The sequence below is a fragment of the Arthrobacter sp. ISL-30 genome, assembly GCF_018613855.1.
Classification (GTDB): Bacteria; Actinomycetota; Actinomycetes; order Actinomycetales; family Micrococcaceae; genus Arthrobacter.
Genome location: NZ_JAGGPK010000021.1, coordinates 1 through 18,623 on the forward strand (window position 1 = coordinate 1; position 18,623 = coordinate 18,623).

The window sequence follows — 18,623 nt, forward strand, 5'->3', positions numbered from 1 at the left end:
CAACGAGAACACCAACCGGCTCCTGAGGTTCTGGTTCGAAAAGGGCACCGACCTTTCCGTCCACACCCCGAAAGACCTCCGCCGAGTCGCCGCCACACTCAACCGCCGGCCCCGGCCCACCCTGAACCTGCAAACCCCAGCCAACCGGCTCAACGAACTGCTGCTGGCAGCCTAAACCCCAGCGTTGCCCCGACTACTTGACTCCGCCGGGTTCAAACGACAACAACTGCCAGTTACTTGGGCCTACTCGATGCCCGCGAAAAGTTCGTTGAGCTCCGCTGTGAGCTGTTTCCTCACGGCCGGGGTCCCGATCTCCTTGCCATCGATGTGATTGACGGGAGCGATCAGGCGAATGCTCGAGATCAGCCAGACGGCGTCGGCGTCGAACAGGTCCTTGGGCACCAGCGGCCCGTACCCGAGCTCCCAGCCTGCGTCCTTCGCCGCGGCAAAGAGCGCGCCCTGCGACGTTCCCGGCAGGATGCCGCTGTCCAGCATTGGCGTGATGAGTCGCTTAACTGTGGTGCCGTCGTCGGACTTCTCCACATGGGCGAGCAGCACAGTTGAGGTCGGGCCTTCCAGCACTCGGCCGTCCCTGGAAGTGAAGATGACGTCGTCCGCGCCTTCCTTGTGGGCGTAGCGCAGTGCCGCCATGTTGACGGCGTAGGAGAGGGTCTTGGCGCCGAGCAGCAGCCAGGGAGCCCGCTCGGCCGCTTCGCTATCGAAGCCGCGGTCCAGGAGGATCACGTCGATCCCCGTTTCGCGCTGGCGGCGTCCAACTGCCGGGGTAGGCGAGGCCTGTATCCAACAGGTCGGCATTGAGGCACCTTCGACGCCGCGCGTAACTAGGAGTTTGATGACCACTTCGTCCTCGGCAGGGGAAGGCGCGGGATTCACGAAGCGGTATTCGTTGATGGCCGTCGTAATGGCCCGTCGCCAAGTGTCCTGGTCCGGAATCTCCAGGTCAAGGGCACGGCCGGAGCTGGCGAGCCTGTTCAGGTGCGCCTGCAGTTTCCGTGGCCTGCCCTCCACTGCGAGCAGCGACTCGAAGACGCCATCGCCGCGAGTCGCTCCGAGGTCTGTGGCCATGAGCTGGGGTTGGCTGGCATCGGCAATCCTGCCGTCTTCGAAGTCCGGATCGAGGAATACGAGCACAGTAGTGGGGGCAGGAGAAGTCATGCTCCCAGCTTAGTGGCGTGCTGCCGCGCAGTTGAGCTTCCGTATGGCGGGATAGGCTGGCCTCACTATTGCCTTGGAACTTTGTGATCGACGGAATTGGGGGTTTGCTCGGTGTTGTGGCCTTTTCCCCTGGCGGGGACCCTGCCTTCGTGGCTCATCCTGCTGCTCACGGCGGCCGACCTCGTGATCCGTGTGCTGGCGGTAGGCATCATCCCCGGCAACCGTCGCCCCACCACGGCCATGGCCTGGCTGCTGGGAATTTTCTTCCTCCCGGCACTTGGCCTGATCCTGTTCCTGCTCTTCGGCAACTTCCGCCTGTCCCGTCGTCGGCGTGAGCAACTGGAGGAAGTCAACGAGCGTGTCCGGGCCGGCACATCGGACCTGGCCGACGCCGTAAGTACGTATGGGGGCCCGGAATGGGTGACCTCGGCCAGTGAACTAAACCGCCGCCTGGGCGCACTGCCCATGGTCGACGGCAATACCGTGGAGCTGCTCCCTGGCTACCAGGAATCGATCAAAGCGATGACCGAGGCGGTCCGCGGGGCGAAGCGCTACATCAACGCAGAGTTCTACATCATGAGCAGCGACTACGTCACCGACGACCTGCTTATCGAGCTCGAAGCGGCCGTGCAGCGCGGGGTCGAGGTCCGCGTGCTCTTCGACCACATCGGAACCCTCCGAATCAAGGGGTACAGGCGGCTGGTGCGTCGCCTCAAGGCGAGCGGCATCCAGTGGCGGCGGATGCTCCCCCTGCTCCCCATTCATGGCCAGTGGCGCAGGCCGGATCTCCGCAACCACCGCAAAATCCTGGTGATCGACGGCGAAATCGCCTTCACCGGTTCGCAGAACCTGGTGGAGCCTTCCTACAACAATCCACGGCATCGGAAGGCGGGGCGGAAATGGGTAGAACTGATGGCTCGGCTTGAAGGGCCCATCGTCACTACCCTCAACGTTGTGTTCGCCACTGACTGGCTCGGCGAAACCGACGAATCCCTTGAAACGCAGCTGAAGTTGCCCGCTGACGCGTCTCCCGGAAGGGTCACCGCCCAGGTGGTTCCCAGCGGACCGGGATTCCCCACCGAAAACAACCTGCGCCTGTTCAACACGCTCATCTACTCAGCCCAGCACCGCATTTCGATCTGCAGCCCCTACTTCGTCCCGGACGACTCCCTGCTGTATGCCATTACGACGGCGGCCCAACGCGGCGTCGACGTCGAACTGTTCGTGTCCGAAAAGGGCGACCAGTTCCTGGTCCATCACGCCCAGCGTTCCTATTATGAGGCGCTGTTGGAGGCTGGGGTTCGCGTCTACCTGTACCGGGCGCCCTACGTGCTGCACGCCAAGCACTTCACCATTGACGAGGAAGTGGCCGTTCTCGGTTCCAGCAACATGGACATGCGGTCCTTCTCGCTGAACATGGAGGTGTCGGTGATGCTCCTGGGAGCGGAAACGGTGGACCGGATGCGCGCTGTCGAATCCACCTATCGCGAATCCTCCACTGAACTCACTCTCCAAGATTGGCTGGGCCGCTCAATGGCGGCGAAGTACGTGGACAACGTCGCGCGGCTGACCGCCACGCTGCAGTAGGGCACTGTTCATCCGGCTCCGATAGGACGATTCTGTAATGAGGCAGAATTCGCTTCGAAGGGCGGAGGACATCATGGGCCTGAAAGACGAATCCCCAGCGACCCCGTCGCCCGGTGACGGAACTGCGGACGGAACCGCTGAGCAGGTCGCGGAGTTTCCGGAGAAGGTACGCATCCTGGCGGAAGGCCGCATCGTCAGCGACCGGCTTTGGAATGCGGATCTGGCTCCGGCACGGCAGCGGAACTGGAAGGTCCGCAGCCTCTTCGCGCTGTGGATGTGCGACGTTCACAGCATCGCTGGCTATACCTTCGCCGCCGGACTGTTCATCACTGGGCTTGTCGGCTGGCAGGTCTTCCTGGCCCTGGTCCTGGGCATCACGCTGGTCTACTTCCTTATGAACTTCGCGGGCACGGCAGGCCAGAAAACCGGGGTGCCGTATCCCGTCCTTGCGCGGATGTCCTTCGGACTTTTCGGCGCCAACCTGGCTGCCCTTGTGCGGGCCCTGATCGCCATAGCCTGGTACGGCATCCAGACCTGGCTCGCTTCGGAGGCCGTCCTTGTCCTGCTGTTTTCAGTGTGGCCGGAACTGGCTGCGCTGGAGGGACCGGAAGTGCCCCATATTCTGGGGCTGACGCCGATTGGCTGGACTGCGTTCCTGGTCCTGTGGGCGGTTCAGTTGCTCGTCATCAGGCGAGGCATGGAGACAGTCCGGAAGTTCCAGGACTGGGCGGGGCCAGCCATTTGGGTGGCTATGTTTGCGCTGGCCATTTACATCCTGGTGCAGGCGGGTGACAGGTTCAGTCTTTCCATTCCAGGCGTCGCGCCCCTGGACGGCCCCGCCGCCCTGGCACAGTTCCTGGCCGCGATCGCCTTGACCGTCACCTATTTCTCCGCGCTGCTCCTCAATTTCTGCGACTTCTCGCGATTCTCGCCCGACCGCAGGACGATCGTGCGCGGCAACTTCCTCGGCCTGCCGGTGAACTTCATCGCCTTCGCCCTGGTCACCGTGGTGGTTACCGCGGGCGCGGCCTCCTACTTCACGGAGGAGGAGTACCGGGGGAAGGACATGTTCGCCGTCATCACGGACCCCGTAGCGATCGTGCAAGCCATCAACGATCCCTTCATCACCATCATCGCTGCCGTCACGTTCGTCGTGGCCACGATCGGCATCAACGTGGTAGCCAACTTCGTCTCCGCGTCCTATGACCTGGCCAATGTGGCGCCGCACCGGATCGATTTCCGCCGCGGAGGGCTGATTAGCGCCGTGCTTGCGATCGTCATCCTGCCGTGGAACCTTTTCAGCAGCCCGATCGTGATCGTGTACTTCCTGGGCGGCCTTGGCGCCCTGCTGGGCCCGCTCTTCGGCGTGATCTTCACCGATTTCTTCCGGATCAGGCACCAGCGGTGCAAGGTCTCCGACCTGTACCACGAAGACGAGAATGGGCTCTACTTCTATACCAAGGGCTGGAATCTCAAGGCGATTGCCGCGCTCATCCCGGCGTCCGTCGTCGCGGGCGTTCTCGCGCTCGTGCCCGCGCTGCAGAACTTCCTGCCGGGAGGTTCCGGGCTGGGCCCGTACTCATGGTTCGTTGGGGCCTTGCTTGCAAGCGTCATCTATTTCTTCCTGACACGCGATGATGCCCGGACCAAACGGGCGCTGACCGAAGTCCACGACTGAACACTAGCCTGCCGGGAACTCCGCTCCCAAGGCTGACAAGACACCGAACGCCTTGGTGCGGATTTCCTCATACTCCTCGTGCGGTTCGGAATCTGAGGTGATGGCTCCGCCGACGCCGAGGGTCAGTGTTCCGGGCCCCCCGCCTTCCGAGTTGATCACCAGCGTCCGGATCACCACGGCGAGGTCTGTCGCCGCATTGAGGGAGAAGTAGCCGATCGCGCCGGAGTAGACCCCGCGCGGTCCGTCCTCGAGTCGGTCCAGGATGTCCATGCTGCTGATCTTTGGCGCTCCCGTCATGGATCCCGCCGGAAAGGCTGCGGCGACAGCCTCCGCCCGAGGAGCCCCGGGACGCAGTTGGGCGTCAACGGTACTCACCATCTGATGCACGGTCGCATAGCTTTCAATCGCGCACAGCCTGCTGACGGTCACCGAGCCAGGCACGGCGAAATGGCTTAGGTCGTTGCGCAGCAGGTCCACAATCATGATGTTCTCCGCACGATCTTTGGCTGAGGACTCCAGCTCGTGCCGGAGGCGCTCATCTTCCCCCGGATCAGTGGCCCTGCGCCGGGTGCCCTTGATAGGTTCGGCGCGCATGCTGCCGTTCGAGGCGATACGGAGAAAACGTTCGGGAGAGGTGCTGGCCACCGTGACTCCACCCAACCTGAGGTAGCTGGCGAACGGTGCCGGATTCCTGCGACGCAGCGCAAGATAGCTGCCCCAGGGGTCGATCCCGGGATCTTCGGCGCGGAGGGTTGTGGTGAGGCAGACTTCGTACGAGTTGCCCTCGGCGATCTCGTGCTGGGCCTGGGCGATTTTGCCCTTGTAGGACGCCTCGGAATCGGTGCTGGTGAAACGGAGCGGCAGCCCGGGCGCGAGATCCGCTTCCCCGGTGCCCGTCGGAAGCGACTCGTCGTTCCGGCCAGCGGCCGAGCGCACGGCTTGCCGTGCCCGACCAAGCCAGGCATCGGCGTCGGGAGCTTCCAGGGCAAGCAGCCAGACGGCACCGTCATGATGGTCGATCACTACGGCGCGGCCGGCGAAGATGAGGGCAGCATCCGGCGTTTCGGCGAGCACATCGTTGCCCCCGGTTTCCCGTTTCAGCTCGTACCCGAGGTAGCCCAGCCAACCAAGAGTGAACTGGCAGGCATAGCCGCGAGGGGCCTTCACGGCTCGCCTGCCCCAGACGCTTTCCAACCAGCGGAAGAAGGGGCCCTCAAGGGAGACCGTGGCGCAGCCTGCGGTCACGTGGGTTGTGCCGGAGGAGTGGCGGACCGACTGCCCGAAGGTGCCGCCGTCGTCCGCCAAAACGCTGAACCTGCTGCGCTCTGCGGCACCATCGGCCGCCGTGTTTCCTGCCGCATACCCGGGCACCTGCTCCGCCGAGGATCCGGTGTCGGCATTGGAGGAATCGAGCCAGACGGCGTTCCTGGCATTCGCGAAAAGCTCACGGTAAAGGTCGGCTGCGTCAGGGGAAGCCTCGATGCGCTCCGAGCGCAGCTGCAGGCCGCTGCGCGCCAACAGCTCCGGGATCAGGACGGGTGCCAGGCCAGGTATATATTTCATGGCCTGCATAACGTCATCGGGCGCGTTGTCGTTGTCGTTGTTGAGAACAACGACGTCGGCATTGCCCGCCACGTTGTCGGCATCCAGCCACTCCTGCTCCTGAACGGCCCAGGTATCCCAATAGGGTTCGTAGCTGCTTCCGTCCCGGTGCAAGGCCCTGGTTCGCCTGTCCTCGTCGGAGGCCTCCATCCAAATGACGGCGTCCAACATGGGCCTGGCGCCGGCTGAGGCGGCGCCGACGCCCTCCATGATGACAATCTCTGCCGGCTGCGTGACACGGAGGGAGCCGTCGTAGTGCATGTCCCAGTCCCAGCTCACCCACTCGGCGGATTCACCCCGCCGTAGGGGTGCCAGCACAGTGCTGATATAGCGTTCGACTCCGGTGACGAGCCCGTTCCAGCCGGGATAGATGTCCTCCAAGTGGAACAGCGAAACCTTGTGGTGCTCCCGCAGCCTGGCAGCGAGTTCGATGGCGAGGGTGGTCTTTCCTGCGCCGGATCGTCCATCGATCGCGATGATCACAGGTGTGGGGCTCATGAAATAGAGCGTACCTGCTGCGCCTGATCCATTCGGTCGTCGCCGTTGTCGTAGGGGTTCTCGCCGCTGTCCCGAGCGCTGTCCTGAGCGCTTTCCTGAGCACGATCCCGCTCGTTGCGGTTCCGGCGGGCCTCCAACTCCGCCTTGGCATGCTCCATGATGCCTGGAACCGACGCCCGAATCAGCTGCCAGGAATTGTCGAAGTCCGTGTGTCCGCCGTACCAGGGGTCTTCGATGCCCTGGTCAAGGACATCCTTTTCCGCCACGGCGGGGTCGAAGCTGCGCAGCATTCGGACTTTCTCGCGCGACTCGTCGTCCGGGGCGGCTTCGCGCAGCCAGCCGTAATGGTCGACGTCGAGGGCCAGGATGAGATCCCGGTCCTGGAACCAGTCCCGACGCCACTCGCGCGCCACATGCTGCTTGAATGCAATCTTGTTTGCAGAGAGGATCCTTGCCGCCCTGGGATCAATGGGACGCCCTGCTTCGTAGGCCGTAGTCCCTGCCGAATCCACCACGACCTCATTTTCCAGACCGGCGGCTTTGAACGCCTGGGTCAGCATGAACTGCGCCATAGGTGACCGGCAAATATTGCCGGTACAAACGGTGATGATCCGGTATGGGCTCGACGCTGAGTACATGCAAGCAAGCATGGATGATTCGACCCCCTCTTGGCTAGACAGACTTGTCTGATTGGGGATTATTTGCCTTCTATGTCGGCTTGCGTCCCTCCACGTCAGTGCGCGCAACATCCGCATCGTTGGGTTCTCCCGACGATGCGGATGCCTTCGTGTACCCCTTTAGCGCAACTGTCCGCGACGAGCGGATCAGGGTTCGCGGGTGTCGTATCCGTCCGGTGGAGTGAATCCTGCTCGGTCCACTTTGCGGTGGAAGTGCATGCCGGCCAAACCGCCCAGAATGGCGCCGACCAGGGTTACCACCGCCACCACTATTGCAGAGATGACGCCGGCGGCATTGAGTTGTCCCTCATTCAACGGGATCTGGGGGAAACTGTTGAGGCTCTCGAGGATATTGAACTGCTGTCCGGCAATCATGCCAAGAAGGGCTACGAGCGCCGCCACAATAACTGCCCACAGCCACACCATGAACCCCTGCTTGGCGCCATTGAACCGTGCCATCCGTCCGGCTACATAGCCACCCGAGTAATAGGAGATAAACAGGATCACCAGAAGCACGATGATTCCGACGAGGCCAACAGCCTCCGATTGATTGACTATATCGGCGACGTTGGTGTTGGTGGCGAGACCGACTGCCGTCCCTGTCGCTGCCACGATGGCCGTCAACAACACAGCCATTCCGGTGGCCGTCAGCCAGCCGAAGAAGGCCGAGCCAATCTTGATGCCCCCAAACTGCTCCTTTTCCCGGGCAATGACAGTTTCTCGGGTTGCGGCGTCCGATTGGGCTGCCATGGCCCCAGTGTTGTAGCTTCCGGTGTCGGCGACGTAACCTGTGTCCTCGCGCCGGGCACTGATCACGCTGTCATCCCGCGAGTCCCTGGCATCAGGGATCCCATCCTGGTCGCGGTCATGGCGGTGTTGCCTGCCTTTATGACTCATTGCGTTTCTCATCAGGCGCCCTCGCTTTCATTGATCCAGCCGGGTCCGTTTCCGGACTTGGGTGAGCGCATTTGTAGACCTTTTGGTCTAACTTCAACCTAACGCCGGCTGGATATGACTAGCAAGGGTGCTTAGTATCCGTATTTCCCGGTGTGCTAGTGGATTATCGCCAGCAGGATGCCCACCAGCACGAAGAGGCTGCCGAAGATCCGGTTGAGGACCTTCTGGCCATGCTCATTGTGTGTGAAACGCTGGAAGGAGCGGGCGGCAAGGGCGAAAAAGAACCACATAACCGCAACGTCGATTGCTACTACTGTCGCACCGAACACAACGTACTGCTGGGCCAGGGGCTGTTCCGGGCGGATGAACTGGGGCGCGAAGGCGAGGAAGAAGACGATCGCCTTTGGATTGAGCAGGTTCACCCATACGCCTCGTTGGAACATCGACAGGGCGGGCTCGTTGCGGCGGGCTTCCACAGTCTCGTGGTCCAGGTCCGGCCGGTGCAGGAACTGGCGGATACCCAGATACACCAGGTAGGCCGCGCCTGCATAGCGGATGACGTTGAAGACCACCGGAGAGCCCGAGACCAGGACGCCGACGCCGAGCGCCACGATGAGGATGTGAATTACCAGGGCGGCCTGCTGGCCCAGGATGCCCCAGAGGGAGCGGCGGAAGCCTGAGTTCAGCGAGTTGCTCATGGTGAAGATGGCCCCGGCTCCGGGTGTGAAACTGATCAGGGCGCCGGCGCCGAGGAGGGCCAGCCAAAGCGAAAACTGCACCGATCAAGCTTATGCCCGTTCCTGCAGTGGTCGGTGACGAGGTGCCGCCAGCTGAAAGGGATGCCGGGAATCTTAACCGCATACGCCGATTTTCGAATGCACCCAGTGGGTCATGGTCCGGGGCAGATCCTTGTGGGACGGATATTGGTCAAAATAGGAATGCGCCATTGCGGACATGTATCCGGTTTCATCGATGCCAAAGTGGCCAATCATGTGGACGCCCTGTTTCTCCGTCTCTTCCGCCAGAAGCCGCGCCTCGACGAGGATCGGATCGTCATAACTGTTCTCGCACCAGATTCCGGCGTGGGCTATCGCGAAGTACTTGGTCCATTTGGGATCGAATGCGTTCAGAATCGCATCGCGAAAAGGTTCCAAGGTCCCCGCAAACTCGTCACTGACGACTTCAATGGTGTCCAGTTGCATCTCACTGTCCAGGCCCATCACGACGAGCCGGGGGAGGAGGTACCCGTCCGGGACTATGAAGGGCCGGGCGATAAGCTGAAAGTCAAAACCTGCCTGGATAATCATGCTTCGAGGCTATTCCCGGCCCTTCGAGCGGTGAACAGCCGGGCATCGCTATGTGGATAAATCACCAAGTCTCGTCGCCCGCAGCAGGAGGTATTGCCGCTCCTGCAGGCTCGCGGTCTTGCCGGCGGCCTTAATATAGCACAGGCGTGCTTCTTTGATATCGCCGGCCATCTCCAACAGGTGTCCGCGAACGGCGTCGAGCCGGTGTGTCTGCGCCAGGTCATCATCCAGCCCCTCCAGCAGGCTCAGGCCGGCACGCGGTCCCGATGCCATCGCAACAGCAACGGCACGGTTGAGGGTCACTACGGGACCGGGCGCCATCGCCTCAAGGACGGTGTAGAGGGCGACGATCTGCGTCCAGTCTGTTTCCTCTGCTGTGGCAGCCTCGGCATGCACGGCAGCGATGGCCGCCTGGAGTTGGTAGGGGCCGGCCTGTCCTGGTCGCAACACTGACGCCAGCAAGGCAAGCCCCTCCCCAATCTGGTCGCGGTTCCACAGGCCGCGATCCTGCTCGGCGAGGGGCACCGGCAGGCCATCCGAATCCACCCGCACGGCTCGGCGGGAATCCGTCAGCAGCATCAGGGCCAGTAATCCGCCCACCTCCCGTTCGTGGGGGAGGAGGGTGTACAGCACGCGGGCAAGGCGGATCGCCTCGGTAGTGAGCTCCTGGCGCTGCATCAATGGGCCCGAGCTAGCGGCGTAGCCCTCGTTGAAGATCAGGTACAGCACGTGAAGTACGACGCCGAGCCGCGCCTGCCGCTCGGATTCCGGCGGCGGCTCGAACCGGGCGCCGGCCTTCCGGATGGCCTGCTTCGCCCGACTGATGCGCTGGCCCATGGTCGCTTCGGGGACCAGGAAGGCGCTGGCGATTTCCGCCGTCGTCAGCCCTCCTACTGCCCTGAGCGTCAGTGCCAGCTGGGACGGAGCGGAAAGGGCCGGATGGCAGCACAGGTAGATGAGCGTCAGGGTGTCATCGACGCCGACGCTTGGCTGGGCATCGACCTCGCCTAGCGCCCCGTCGTCGGCTTTCACAGGTAGTGGTTCGAGGGCTGCGGCGCGCTCCTCGCGGTCCCGCCGGGCGCTTTCGCTGCGCCACTCATCCACGAGGCGCCGGCTGGCAACGGTCAGCAGCCATGCCTTCGGATTGGCAGGCAGCCCCTCGGAGGGCCAACGCAGGGCTGCTTCCAGGAGCGCCTCCTGAACGGCGTCTTCGCAGGCGGTGAACTGGCCATACTTCCGGGCGAGCACCCCAAGGACCTGCGGCGCAAGGGTGCGCAGCAGGTCCTCGAAAGTGTCGGCGGGAGCGGTTCCGGAAGCACCAGCCATAGGCTAGACCTCCGGCGGTCCGTCAGGGACGCGGCGAAGTTCCACCACTCCCGAATACTTCACAATGCTGGAGCAGATCTCGATCGCCCGCTCCTCGCTGGCTACGTCAACCACCCAGTAGCCGATCAGGGACTCCTTGGACTCGGCGTACGGCCCATCGGTGGTGATGACGCCGTCGGGAGTCTGCTTGACCAGCTTGGCGGTGCTGCCGTCGGCGAGGCCGGCGTTGAAAACAAGCTCGCCGGAGTCGCTCAGATCCTTGTCGATCTGGGTCATGAACCCGATCATTTCCTTGACCCATTCGGGGTCGGCAGTTTCCATCATGCCCTCGGCCGAACCGAACATCATGATCATGTATTTCATCTCGAACTCCTTATGAAGGGGCCTCCCCTGTGGATGCCTTCATGAATGGGTCGGAGCTGTTGCCCGGATTTCGACACGGCAGCTGAAAAGGTTCCGCACCGAAAAATTCTTCCGAAACGTCCCCAGCCGAAGGCGGTCAGGCCCGGGCAATTACTTCGCCGTTGGGGATCAGGAACCAGCCGTCGTCGGTGGATCCCCAGCGGTGCCAGCCCGCTGCGATCCGTGCCAGCTCGGCCTCGTTGGCGAAGCCGTACTTGAGGGCCTGCTCCGCGAAAGCCGAGTGCAGCACGCGCTCTCCCCAGACGCGAGCCTGCCACCGCCGCTGCTGCACGGTGGCATAGAGCCAGTTGCTGCTGCTGGGTGCGACGTCGGTGAAGCCCGCCTGCTGCGCCCAGGACACAAGCCGCCGGCCGGCGTCGGGCTCGGCGCCGTTCTTCCGGGCAATCCGTTGGTAGAGCTCCATCCACTCGTCCAGTTCCGGAATTTCGGGGTACCAGCTCATGCCATGGAAGTCCGCGTCGCGGACGGCGACGATTGCTCCGGCCTTGGCAACACGCCGCATTTCCCGCAGTGCGGCCACGGGATCGGTGAGGTGCTGCAGCACCTGGTGGGCATGGACCAGGTCAAACGATTCGTCTTCGAAGTCGAGGTCGTAGATGTTGCCGGTGCGGAACTCGACGTTCTCCACGCCGCGCTCCTTCGCCAGCTCGGACGCCTGGCCCACGATATCCGCCGAACGGTCGAGCCCGATCACCTTGGCCGGGGCCACGAGCTCAGCGAAATCGCATGTGATGCTGCCCGGCCCGCAGCCGACGTCGAGCACCGACGTGCCTGGGGTGAGATGCGGGATCACGAAGGCCGCGGAATTCTCCGCCGTCCTTGAAGCGTGGGCCCGCACAACGGACTCGTGGTGGCCGTGGGTGTAGACGTCTTCAGGCTTCTGCGCGTTCATAGGGAAACGCTACCCCCAGTCGTGCTCCCTTGGGATGAAGCTGCGCGTCCGGCCTGCCCGTGGTGTTGCCCGGAATCATCCACCGGCGCCGGCCGATCCCGCGTCCGCCGAACCGGACTGTGCTGCAGGGGCCCAGGTACTAAGGAGGGCAAGGCCCGCGGCTGCCGCTGCGCTGAGCACCACCGCCCCCAGCCAGAGCGATACGGGCCAGTGGATGCCGTCCGCCAGCGCGAAGGCCACGAGTTGGCCCGTCCACACCAGCACCGCTAGTCCTGCTGTGACCGCGGGCAGCCGTCGGCTTAGCCAGACCCGTGGCAGCCAGGTAAGCACGAGATCCGCTACGACTGCGGCCACAGTTGCTCCGACAGCTCCGGCGACGGTCGTGGGGCGGAAGCCCACCATCCCGACGGGCAGCCAGGCGACAGCCATGACGAGCATCGTGACAACCCCGCGCGGAGGGCGCCTGGCCGCGGACAGCGTAAAAAGAAAGGGAGCGACGATCAACGCGGTGGTCAGCAGGTAACTTGCCAGGCTGATGACCACCGGCATCTCCGACTGTATGCGGCCGGGACTATCTACCGGCATGGGGATGAAGAGGGCTGTCGGCCCCAACCGGACGAAGGCCGAACAGTAGATGAGGAAGAATGCACCCAGCCCGGTCATCAGGACGACGGCGAGAAGCGCCGCCGTCGTCCACTCAAAATCGCCAGCCCGGCCGGCTGAACGTGCCCGGCCGGCCGACCGTGCGCTCCGGACCGAGGTGCCCAGGATAAGGAAGAGGCTGAACCCCAGCAACAGGTGCGTCGGACTGACCAGGGCATCGAGGGATATCTCGAGGCCCAGGGTCTCGTGCCATAGCAAGTCTAGGCCGCCGGCAACGGCAAAGAGGACTACGCCCACCACCGTCCCCCGATAGCCGGCAGGAATGGATGCCCGGAGCGGCCGTCCCGGCGTCCGATTTCGCCAGATCACCGCGGCCGTCCAGAGTGCCGTGACTGCCATGCCGGAGTAAAGAGCCATGTGCCAGGGCGTGAAAAACGTCTCCAGCCCAGGGACGTTCAGGTGTGCCCAGCCGTCCAGGAAAACGGCCAGCAGCAGCCATAGACCCAGCAGCTCCGTCACCAGATCGCGGAATCTATTCGTCTTAACGTCGCCGCGTGCCGTGTCGATCATCCTGGCCATCTTCCGGATTGTTGCGCCGCCCCTGTGGCTTTAGCCGATCGGCTGTGGCGTGACAGCCCGATGCCGATAGGCCGCCAGGAACGACGCGATTCTCCGCACGGCCTCCTCGATGTCTTCCACCGCGGGCAGGATCACGAAGCGGAAGTGGTCCGGGACCGGCCAATTAAAGGCTGTGCCATGCGAAACCAGGATCTTCTGCTCCTGCAACAGGTCCATGACGAACTGCTCGTCGCTCTCGATGGGATAGATTTCGGGGTCCAGCCGGGGGAACAGATACATGGCTCCAGCCGCCGGGACACAGCTGACTCCGGGGATCGCGGTGAGGAGCCTCCACGCCAGGTCCCGCTGCTCGCGGAGCCGGCCGCCGGGGCGGATGAGTTCCTCGATGCTCTGGTAGCCGCCCAGGCAGGTCTGGATGGCATGCTGTGCCGGGACATTGGCACAGAGCCGCAGCGAAGCGAGCAGTTCGAGGGCCTCCCGGTATTCCGCCGTAGCCACACGCGGGCCAGTGATTGCAACCCAGCCAGCACGATAGCCAGGCATGCGGTACGCCTTGGAGAGACCGCTGAAGGTCAGGACACAGACGTCGTCCGCCACTGCGGCTGTGTGGATGTGGACGGCGTCCTCGTAGCGGATCTTTTCGTAGATTTCGTCGGAGAACAGGACGAGGTCATGCCTGCGCGCGAGCTCCGCGAACTGTTCCAGGATGTGCCGCGGGTAGACGGCGCCGGTGGGATTGTTCGGGTTGATGATCACGATGGCCCGGGTGCGCTCGGTGATCTTGGCCTCGACGTCGGCCATGTCAGGCCACCACTGCTGGCTCTCGTCACACAGGTAGTGCACGGGCTTCCCGCCGGTCAGGGTAACCGCCGCAGTCCACAGCGGATAGTCCGGGGCGGGGATGAGGACCTCGTCGTCGTTCTCCATAAAGGCCTGCAGCGTCATGGAGATCAGTTCGCTCACGCCGTTGCCGAGGAAGATATCCTCCACGCCGATGGTCATGAGGCCCTTGGTCTGGTAGTACTGCGAGATCGCGGTCCGCGCGGTGAAGATGCCCTTGGAATCGCTGTAGCCTTGTGCGCCCCGCAAGTGATGGATCATGTCCACGACGACGGACTCCGGCGCCTCCAGCCCGAACGGTGCGGTATCCCCAAGGTTCATCTTGAGGAGCCTGTGTCCCTCGGCCTCCATGGTCTTGGCCGCCTGGAGGATGGGGCCGCGGAGTTCGTAGCGGACGTTCTGGAGTTTGCTGGAGTGTTGCATCGGGCGCATGCTCAATCATTTCATGGGTTGATGGCTATGCACGCACCCGGATAGTCGCCCATGGTGCGCTCCGTTTCATTCCCACCGGAGGATGACCGGCAGGCTGCCGGTACTGGCAGAGACCTCACGTTCCGTGCCGCGGACTGCCACGGCAAAGTGCTGGATTTCGTCAGCCGAGGCCAGGACCTCGAAGTGGCCAGTGGCGTCACTGACGACGGCGGTGGCGGACGAATGGGCGCGGATGTAGGCATTGGGGATGCCCTTGTTATGGACATCCACAAGCCGGCCATGAATGCGGCGGGGCACGTTCGTGGTTGCGACGAGCGGTTCGAGGACCGGCGGACCGGCAGGTTCGTCGAAGCGCAAGGCCACCGGTACCCGCACCAGGAAACCCATGCCCCGTCGAATGCTGGCTTGGTATTCTCCCGGCTCGAACTCGCCCTTGGACACAATGGAGTACTGGCTGTTGTGTTCCAGGGCCATAAGCAGTTGTTCCATGACGTCCAACTGCTTCGGCCCATGGCATTCGACGGCGACCTTAAGTTCGAGGTCGAGGACTGCATCGGCCCTGCGCGAGCGTCCCACCCTGTTGACGGCGACTGCCCGGACCGTGACTGGGGCATCCGGCGAGGAACCGTCGTCGCTTTGCGAGCCGTCGTCGAAGCGCACTGATTCCGGGGAAGCGGCGTTGGAAAGTATCCCGAGCAGCTCGGTCAACGCTGATCGCACAATTCCCACGGTGACGCTCCAGTCTGCAAAATGGTCAGGAGCCGATGCCCCTTACGTTACTCCGGCGGCTGCCCGCACGTCACCGCTGCCAAGAGTAAGGGGACCGCATTGAAGGCACCGTAACGCGCGCCTCCCCTTAGCGCACTGACGTTGACGCCGCTGCGGTCGTCGCCGTCGAAGCCGCCTCTTCAGCACGCCACCAGGCGACTGTTGCCGCAGCAGCCTCATCGAGCGCGGTGTGCTCGTGTGGACGTCGGTATTTGGGCCATCAGTTTTGAGGTTTTTGGCCAATACGGACCGGGCACCTTCTCAGCACGGGACGAGCTTTTTGAGCACCAGTTGGCTGTGCTCGACGGCATCATTGGGCTCTAGCCTGGCGAAGGGTGGGTGCCGATGCAGGTAGGGTGTCTGAATGATCCGAGGTCTTGCTGACATTGGCGCCGAAGGCGTGCTGCTTGCCGGCGCCGGACGTGCCATCCTTCTCCAGATTGCCGACCCCGCCGTGGGGCACGGCGTAGCCGAACACAGCAATTTTGCCGAGCGGCCCCTCGACCGGCTCCAAGCCACCATGACCTACGTCTATGCGGTGGTTTATGGCTCCGACGAGCAACTGGCAACCGTTCGCCGGAGGGTGAATCGCGCCCATGCCCCCGTCCGGCGTACCCCGGACCATCAATCCCAGGGCTATAACGCCTTTGATCGGGAAGCGCAGCTGTGGGTGGCCGCAACCTTGTACGACACCGCCGTCACTGTGTACGAGCAGATCCACGGGCCCCTCGAGGATGCCGCGGCGGATTCGATCTATCGGGAGTACGCGAAAATCGGCACAGCGCTGCAGCTTCCCGCCGAACTGTGGCCGGCCGACCGCGCGGCGTTCCGGGAGTATTGGGAAAGTCGGCTTCGCGAGCTGGAGCCCGACGACGTCGCTCGCGGGATTGCGCGGGACCTCCTTTATCCAATCATGGCGCCCCTTCCCATGAGGCTCGCGATGCCAATGGCCCGCCTTCTCAGTGCCGGGCTCCTGCCTGAGCGGCTGCGAGACGACTTCGGCCTGCCCTGGGACGAGCGCCGCCGTCGACGCTTCCTGACGGTCATGCGCCTGCTCGCCGCGGTGTATCCCCGGCTGCCGCGGAGGGTTCGGCACGGGCTCAAGGATTACTTGCTTGGCCGGCTTGGCACAGGCAGCCGGATTGGCACGGGCAGCCAAGTGGCCGCCGACAGCCGGATTGGTGCCGGCAGCGCCGTCTGATTAGTTCACGATCGGCGAAACCCGCCAAAGACCCCGGAAACAAGCCAATAATCCCGGCATCAAAGATCAAGTTGAGCGGACTACGCTCAACTTTGTTTGACTTATTTTCGACCCCGAGTACAGTTGAGTGCAGGACGCTCAACTAGCCGAATGTTGGGTGGACCCCGGCGGCAAACCCGGTTCCTGACACCCGGGAAGCGGACCATCGTCGGGTGCATTCTCGAACGTCGGCCTTTGAAAGGAAGCAACAAATATGTCACGTGCAGTAGGTATTGACCTCGGAACAACCAACTCCGTGGTTTCCGTGCTGGAAGGTGGCGAGCCCACCGTAATCGCCAACGCCGAAGGTGGCCGCACCACGCCGTCCGTGGTGGCGTTCTCCAAGTCCGGCGAGGTCCTGGTTGGCGAGATCGCCAAGCGCCAGGCCGTCAACAACATCGATCGCACCATTACGTCGGTCAAGCGCCACATGGGCACCGACTGGAGCATCGCAATCGATGACAAGAAGTACACCCCGCAGGAAATCTCCGCGCGTATCCTCATGAAGCTGAAGAACGACGCCGAGAGCTACCTGGGTGAAAAGGTCACCGACGCCGTGATCACCGTTCCGGCCTACTTCAACGACGCCGAGCGGCAGGCCACCAAGGAAGCCGGCGAGATCGCGGCCCTGAACGTCCTGCGTATCGTCAACGAGCCCACCGCTGCGGCCCTGGCCTACGGCCTGGACAAGGGCAAGGAAGACGAACTCATCCTCGTCTTCGACCTCGGCGGCGGTACCTTCGACGTCTCCCTGCTGGAAGTCGGCAAGGATGAGGACGAATTCTCCACCATCCAGGTGCGCGCCACCGCCGGTGACAACCGCCTCGGCGGTGACGACTGGGACAACCGTGTGGTCGAGCACCTGCTCAACCAGCTCAAGGTCAAGGGCATCGACCTCTCCAAGGACAAGATCGCATTGCAGCGCCTCCGCGAAGCTTCGGAGCAGGCCAAGAAGGAATTGTCCTCCTCCACCAGCACCAACATCTCGCTGCAGTACCTCTCAGTCACTCCTGACGGCCCGGTGCACCTGGACGAGCAGCTGACCCGTGCGAAGTTCCAGGACCTCACGAAGGACCTGCTGGACCGCACGAAGAAGCCGTTCCACGACGTCATCGCCGAAGCCGGTATCAAGGTTTCCGACATCGACCACATCGTCCTGGTGGGCGGTTCTACCCGTATGCCCGCCGTCTACGAGCTCGTCAAGGAACTTGCCGGCGGCAAGGAGCCCAACAAGGGCGTTAACCCGGATGAGGTTGTTGCCGTTGGTGCAGCCCTGCAGGCAGGTGTCCTGAAGGGGGAGCGCAAGGACGTGCTGCTGATCGACGTCACCCCGCTGTCCCTCGGTATTGAGACCAAGGGCGGCGTGATGACGCACCTGATCGAGCGCAACACGGCTATCCCGACCAAGCGCTCGGAGACCTTCACCACTGCTGACGACAACCAGCCGTCCGTGGCCATCCAGGTCTTCCAGGGCGAGCGTGAATTCACCCGCGACAACAAGCCGCTGGGCACGTTCGAGCTGACCGGCATCGCTCCGGCCCCGCGCGGCATCCCGCAGATTGAGGTCACCTTCGACATCGACGCCAACGGTATTGTCCACGTCTCCGCGAAGGACAAGGGCACCGGCAAGGAACAGTCCATGACCATCACCGGTGGCACGGCGCTATCCAAGGAAGACATCGAGCGTATGGTCCGCGACGCCGAGGAGCACGCAGCCGAGGACAAGGCACGCCGCGAGGCAACCGACACCCGCAACACGGCCGAGCAGCTGGCGTACTCGGTGGACAAGCTGATCGCCGACAACGACGACAAGCTGCCCGAAGCCGTCAAGCTTGAGGTCAAGGCCGACGTCGACGCCCTCAAGAAGGCGCTCGAAGGCACTGACGACGCCGCTGTGAAGTCCGCATTCGAGAAGCTGCAGGCTTCCCAGACGAAGCTAGGCGAGGCCATCTACGCCCAGGCCGGTTCCCCTGACGGTTCAGGCGCTGCCGGTGCCCAGGGTGCTGAAGGTGGCGCCGCAAGCGGCGGCAAGGCAGCCTCGGACGAAGACATTGTCGACGCCGAGATCATCGACGAAGAAGCAGACGAGAAGAAGTAG

Annotated in this window: 15 protein-coding genes and 3 pseudogenes; 6 read left to right on the forward strand and 12 right to left on the reverse strand. The window is 63.3% G+C overall.

Annotation, left to right across the window (positions count from 1 at the left end; all coding sequences use genetic code 11):
* Positions 1-175, forward strand: a pseudogene (locus J7E82_RS09010) (IS30 family transposase); the annotation flags it as partial.
* A gap of 68 nt (positions 176-243) precedes the next feature.
* On the opposite strand, the gene J7E82_RS09015 reads toward J7E82_RS09010, so the two are convergent.
* Positions 244-1,176, reverse strand: coding sequence for an aminodeoxychorismate lyase (locus J7E82_RS09015; RefSeq protein WP_214862277.1), 933 nt, complete (start codon positions 1,174-1,176; stop codon positions 244-246).
* Positions 1,177-1,287: 111 nt separating this feature from the next.
* Here J7E82_RS09015 and cls point away from each other — a divergent pair, with 111 nt between their 5' ends.
* Both cls and J7E82_RS09025 read left to right on the forward strand, forming a co-directional pair.
* Positions 1,288-2,763, forward strand: a complete 1,476-nt coding sequence (gene cls / locus J7E82_RS09020) for a cardiolipin synthase (RefSeq protein ID WP_214862278.1) — start codon at positions 1,288-1,290, stop codon at positions 2,761-2,763.
* 37 nt (positions 2,764-2,800) lie between these two features.
* Positions 2,801-4,441, forward strand: coding sequence for an NCS1 family nucleobase:cation symporter-1 (locus J7E82_RS09025; protein WP_251041666.1), 1,641 nt, complete (start codon positions 2,801-2,803; stop codon positions 4,439-4,441).
* 3 nt (positions 4,442-4,444) lie between these two features.
* Here J7E82_RS09025 and pabB read toward each other — a convergent pair whose 3' ends face one another.
* The 11 genes and pseudogenes from pabB to J7E82_RS09080 form a co-directional block, all read right to left on the reverse strand.
* Positions 4,445-6,541: an aminodeoxychorismate synthase component I gene (gene pabB, locus J7E82_RS09030; RefSeq protein ID WP_214862279.1), complete on the reverse strand. Its 2,097-nt coding sequence runs from the start codon at positions 6,539-6,541 to the stop codon at positions 4,445-4,447.
* Between the two features lie 98 nt (positions 6,542-6,639).
* Positions 6,640-7,179, reverse strand: a pseudogene (locus J7E82_RS09035) (low molecular weight protein-tyrosine-phosphatase); the annotation flags it as partial.
* 186 nt (positions 7,180-7,365) lie between these two features.
* On the reverse strand, positions 7,366-8,115 hold the full coding sequence (locus tag J7E82_RS09040; protein WP_251041667.1) for a hypothetical protein: 750 nt from the start codon (positions 8,113-8,115) through the stop codon (positions 7,366-7,368).
* Between the two features lie 155 nt (positions 8,116-8,270).
* Positions 8,271-8,894 carry a LysE family transporter gene (locus J7E82_RS09045; protein WP_214862281.1) on the reverse strand — a complete coding sequence of 208 codons (624 nt, stop codon included), beginning with the start codon at positions 8,892-8,894 and terminating at the stop codon, positions 8,271-8,273.
* Positions 8,895-8,966: 72 nt separating this feature from the next.
* Positions 8,967-9,422: a hypothetical protein gene (locus tag J7E82_RS09050; RefSeq protein WP_214862282.1), complete on the reverse strand. Its 456-nt coding sequence runs from the start codon at positions 9,420-9,422 to the stop codon at positions 8,967-8,969.
* A 48-nt stretch (positions 9,423-9,470) separates the two neighbouring features.
* Positions 9,471-10,748, reverse strand: coding sequence for an RNA polymerase sigma factor (locus J7E82_RS09055; protein WP_214862283.1), 1,278 nt, complete (start codon positions 10,746-10,748; stop codon positions 9,471-9,473).
* A gap of 3 nt (positions 10,749-10,751) precedes the next feature.
* On the reverse strand, positions 10,752-11,111 hold the full coding sequence (locus J7E82_RS09060) for a YciI family protein (RefSeq protein WP_214862284.1): 360 nt from the start codon (positions 11,109-11,111) through the stop codon (positions 10,752-10,754).
* A 136-nt stretch (positions 11,112-11,247) separates the two neighbouring features.
* Positions 11,248-12,063, reverse strand: a complete 816-nt coding sequence (locus J7E82_RS09065) for a methyltransferase domain-containing protein (protein WP_214862285.1) — start codon at positions 12,061-12,063, stop codon at positions 11,248-11,250.
* A 75-nt stretch (positions 12,064-12,138) separates the two neighbouring features.
* Positions 12,139-13,245 carry a hypothetical protein gene (locus tag J7E82_RS09070; RefSeq protein WP_251041668.1) on the reverse strand — a complete coding sequence of 369 codons (1,107 nt, stop codon included), beginning with the start codon at positions 13,243-13,245 and terminating at the stop codon, positions 12,139-12,141.
* Positions 13,246-13,275: 30 nt separating this feature from the next.
* Positions 13,276-14,517, reverse strand: coding sequence for a pyridoxal phosphate-dependent aminotransferase (locus tag J7E82_RS09075; protein ID WP_214862286.1), 1,242 nt, complete (start codon positions 14,515-14,517; stop codon positions 13,276-13,278).
* Positions 14,518-14,583: 66 nt separating this feature from the next.
* Positions 14,584-15,246: a hypothetical protein gene (locus tag J7E82_RS09080; protein ID WP_214862287.1), complete on the reverse strand. Its 663-nt coding sequence runs from the start codon at positions 15,244-15,246 to the stop codon at positions 14,584-14,586.
* A gap of 214 nt (positions 15,247-15,460) precedes the next feature.
* Between J7E82_RS09080 and J7E82_RS09085 the strand changes: the two are divergent.
* The 3 genes and pseudogenes from J7E82_RS09085 to dnaK all read left to right on the forward strand — a co-directional run.
* A pseudogene (locus J7E82_RS09085) lies at positions 15,461-15,609 on the forward strand (TetR-like C-terminal domain-containing protein); the annotation flags it as partial.
* 40 nt (positions 15,610-15,649) lie between these two features.
* Positions 15,650-16,486 carry an oxygenase MpaB family protein gene (locus J7E82_RS09090; RefSeq protein WP_214862288.1) on the forward strand — a complete coding sequence of 279 codons (837 nt, stop codon included), beginning with the start codon at positions 15,650-15,652 and terminating at the stop codon, positions 16,484-16,486.
* Positions 16,487-16,739: 253 nt separating this feature from the next.
* Positions 16,740-18,623, forward strand: a complete 1,884-nt coding sequence (gene dnaK / locus J7E82_RS09095; protein WP_214862289.1) for a molecular chaperone DnaK — start codon at positions 16,740-16,742, stop codon at positions 18,621-18,623.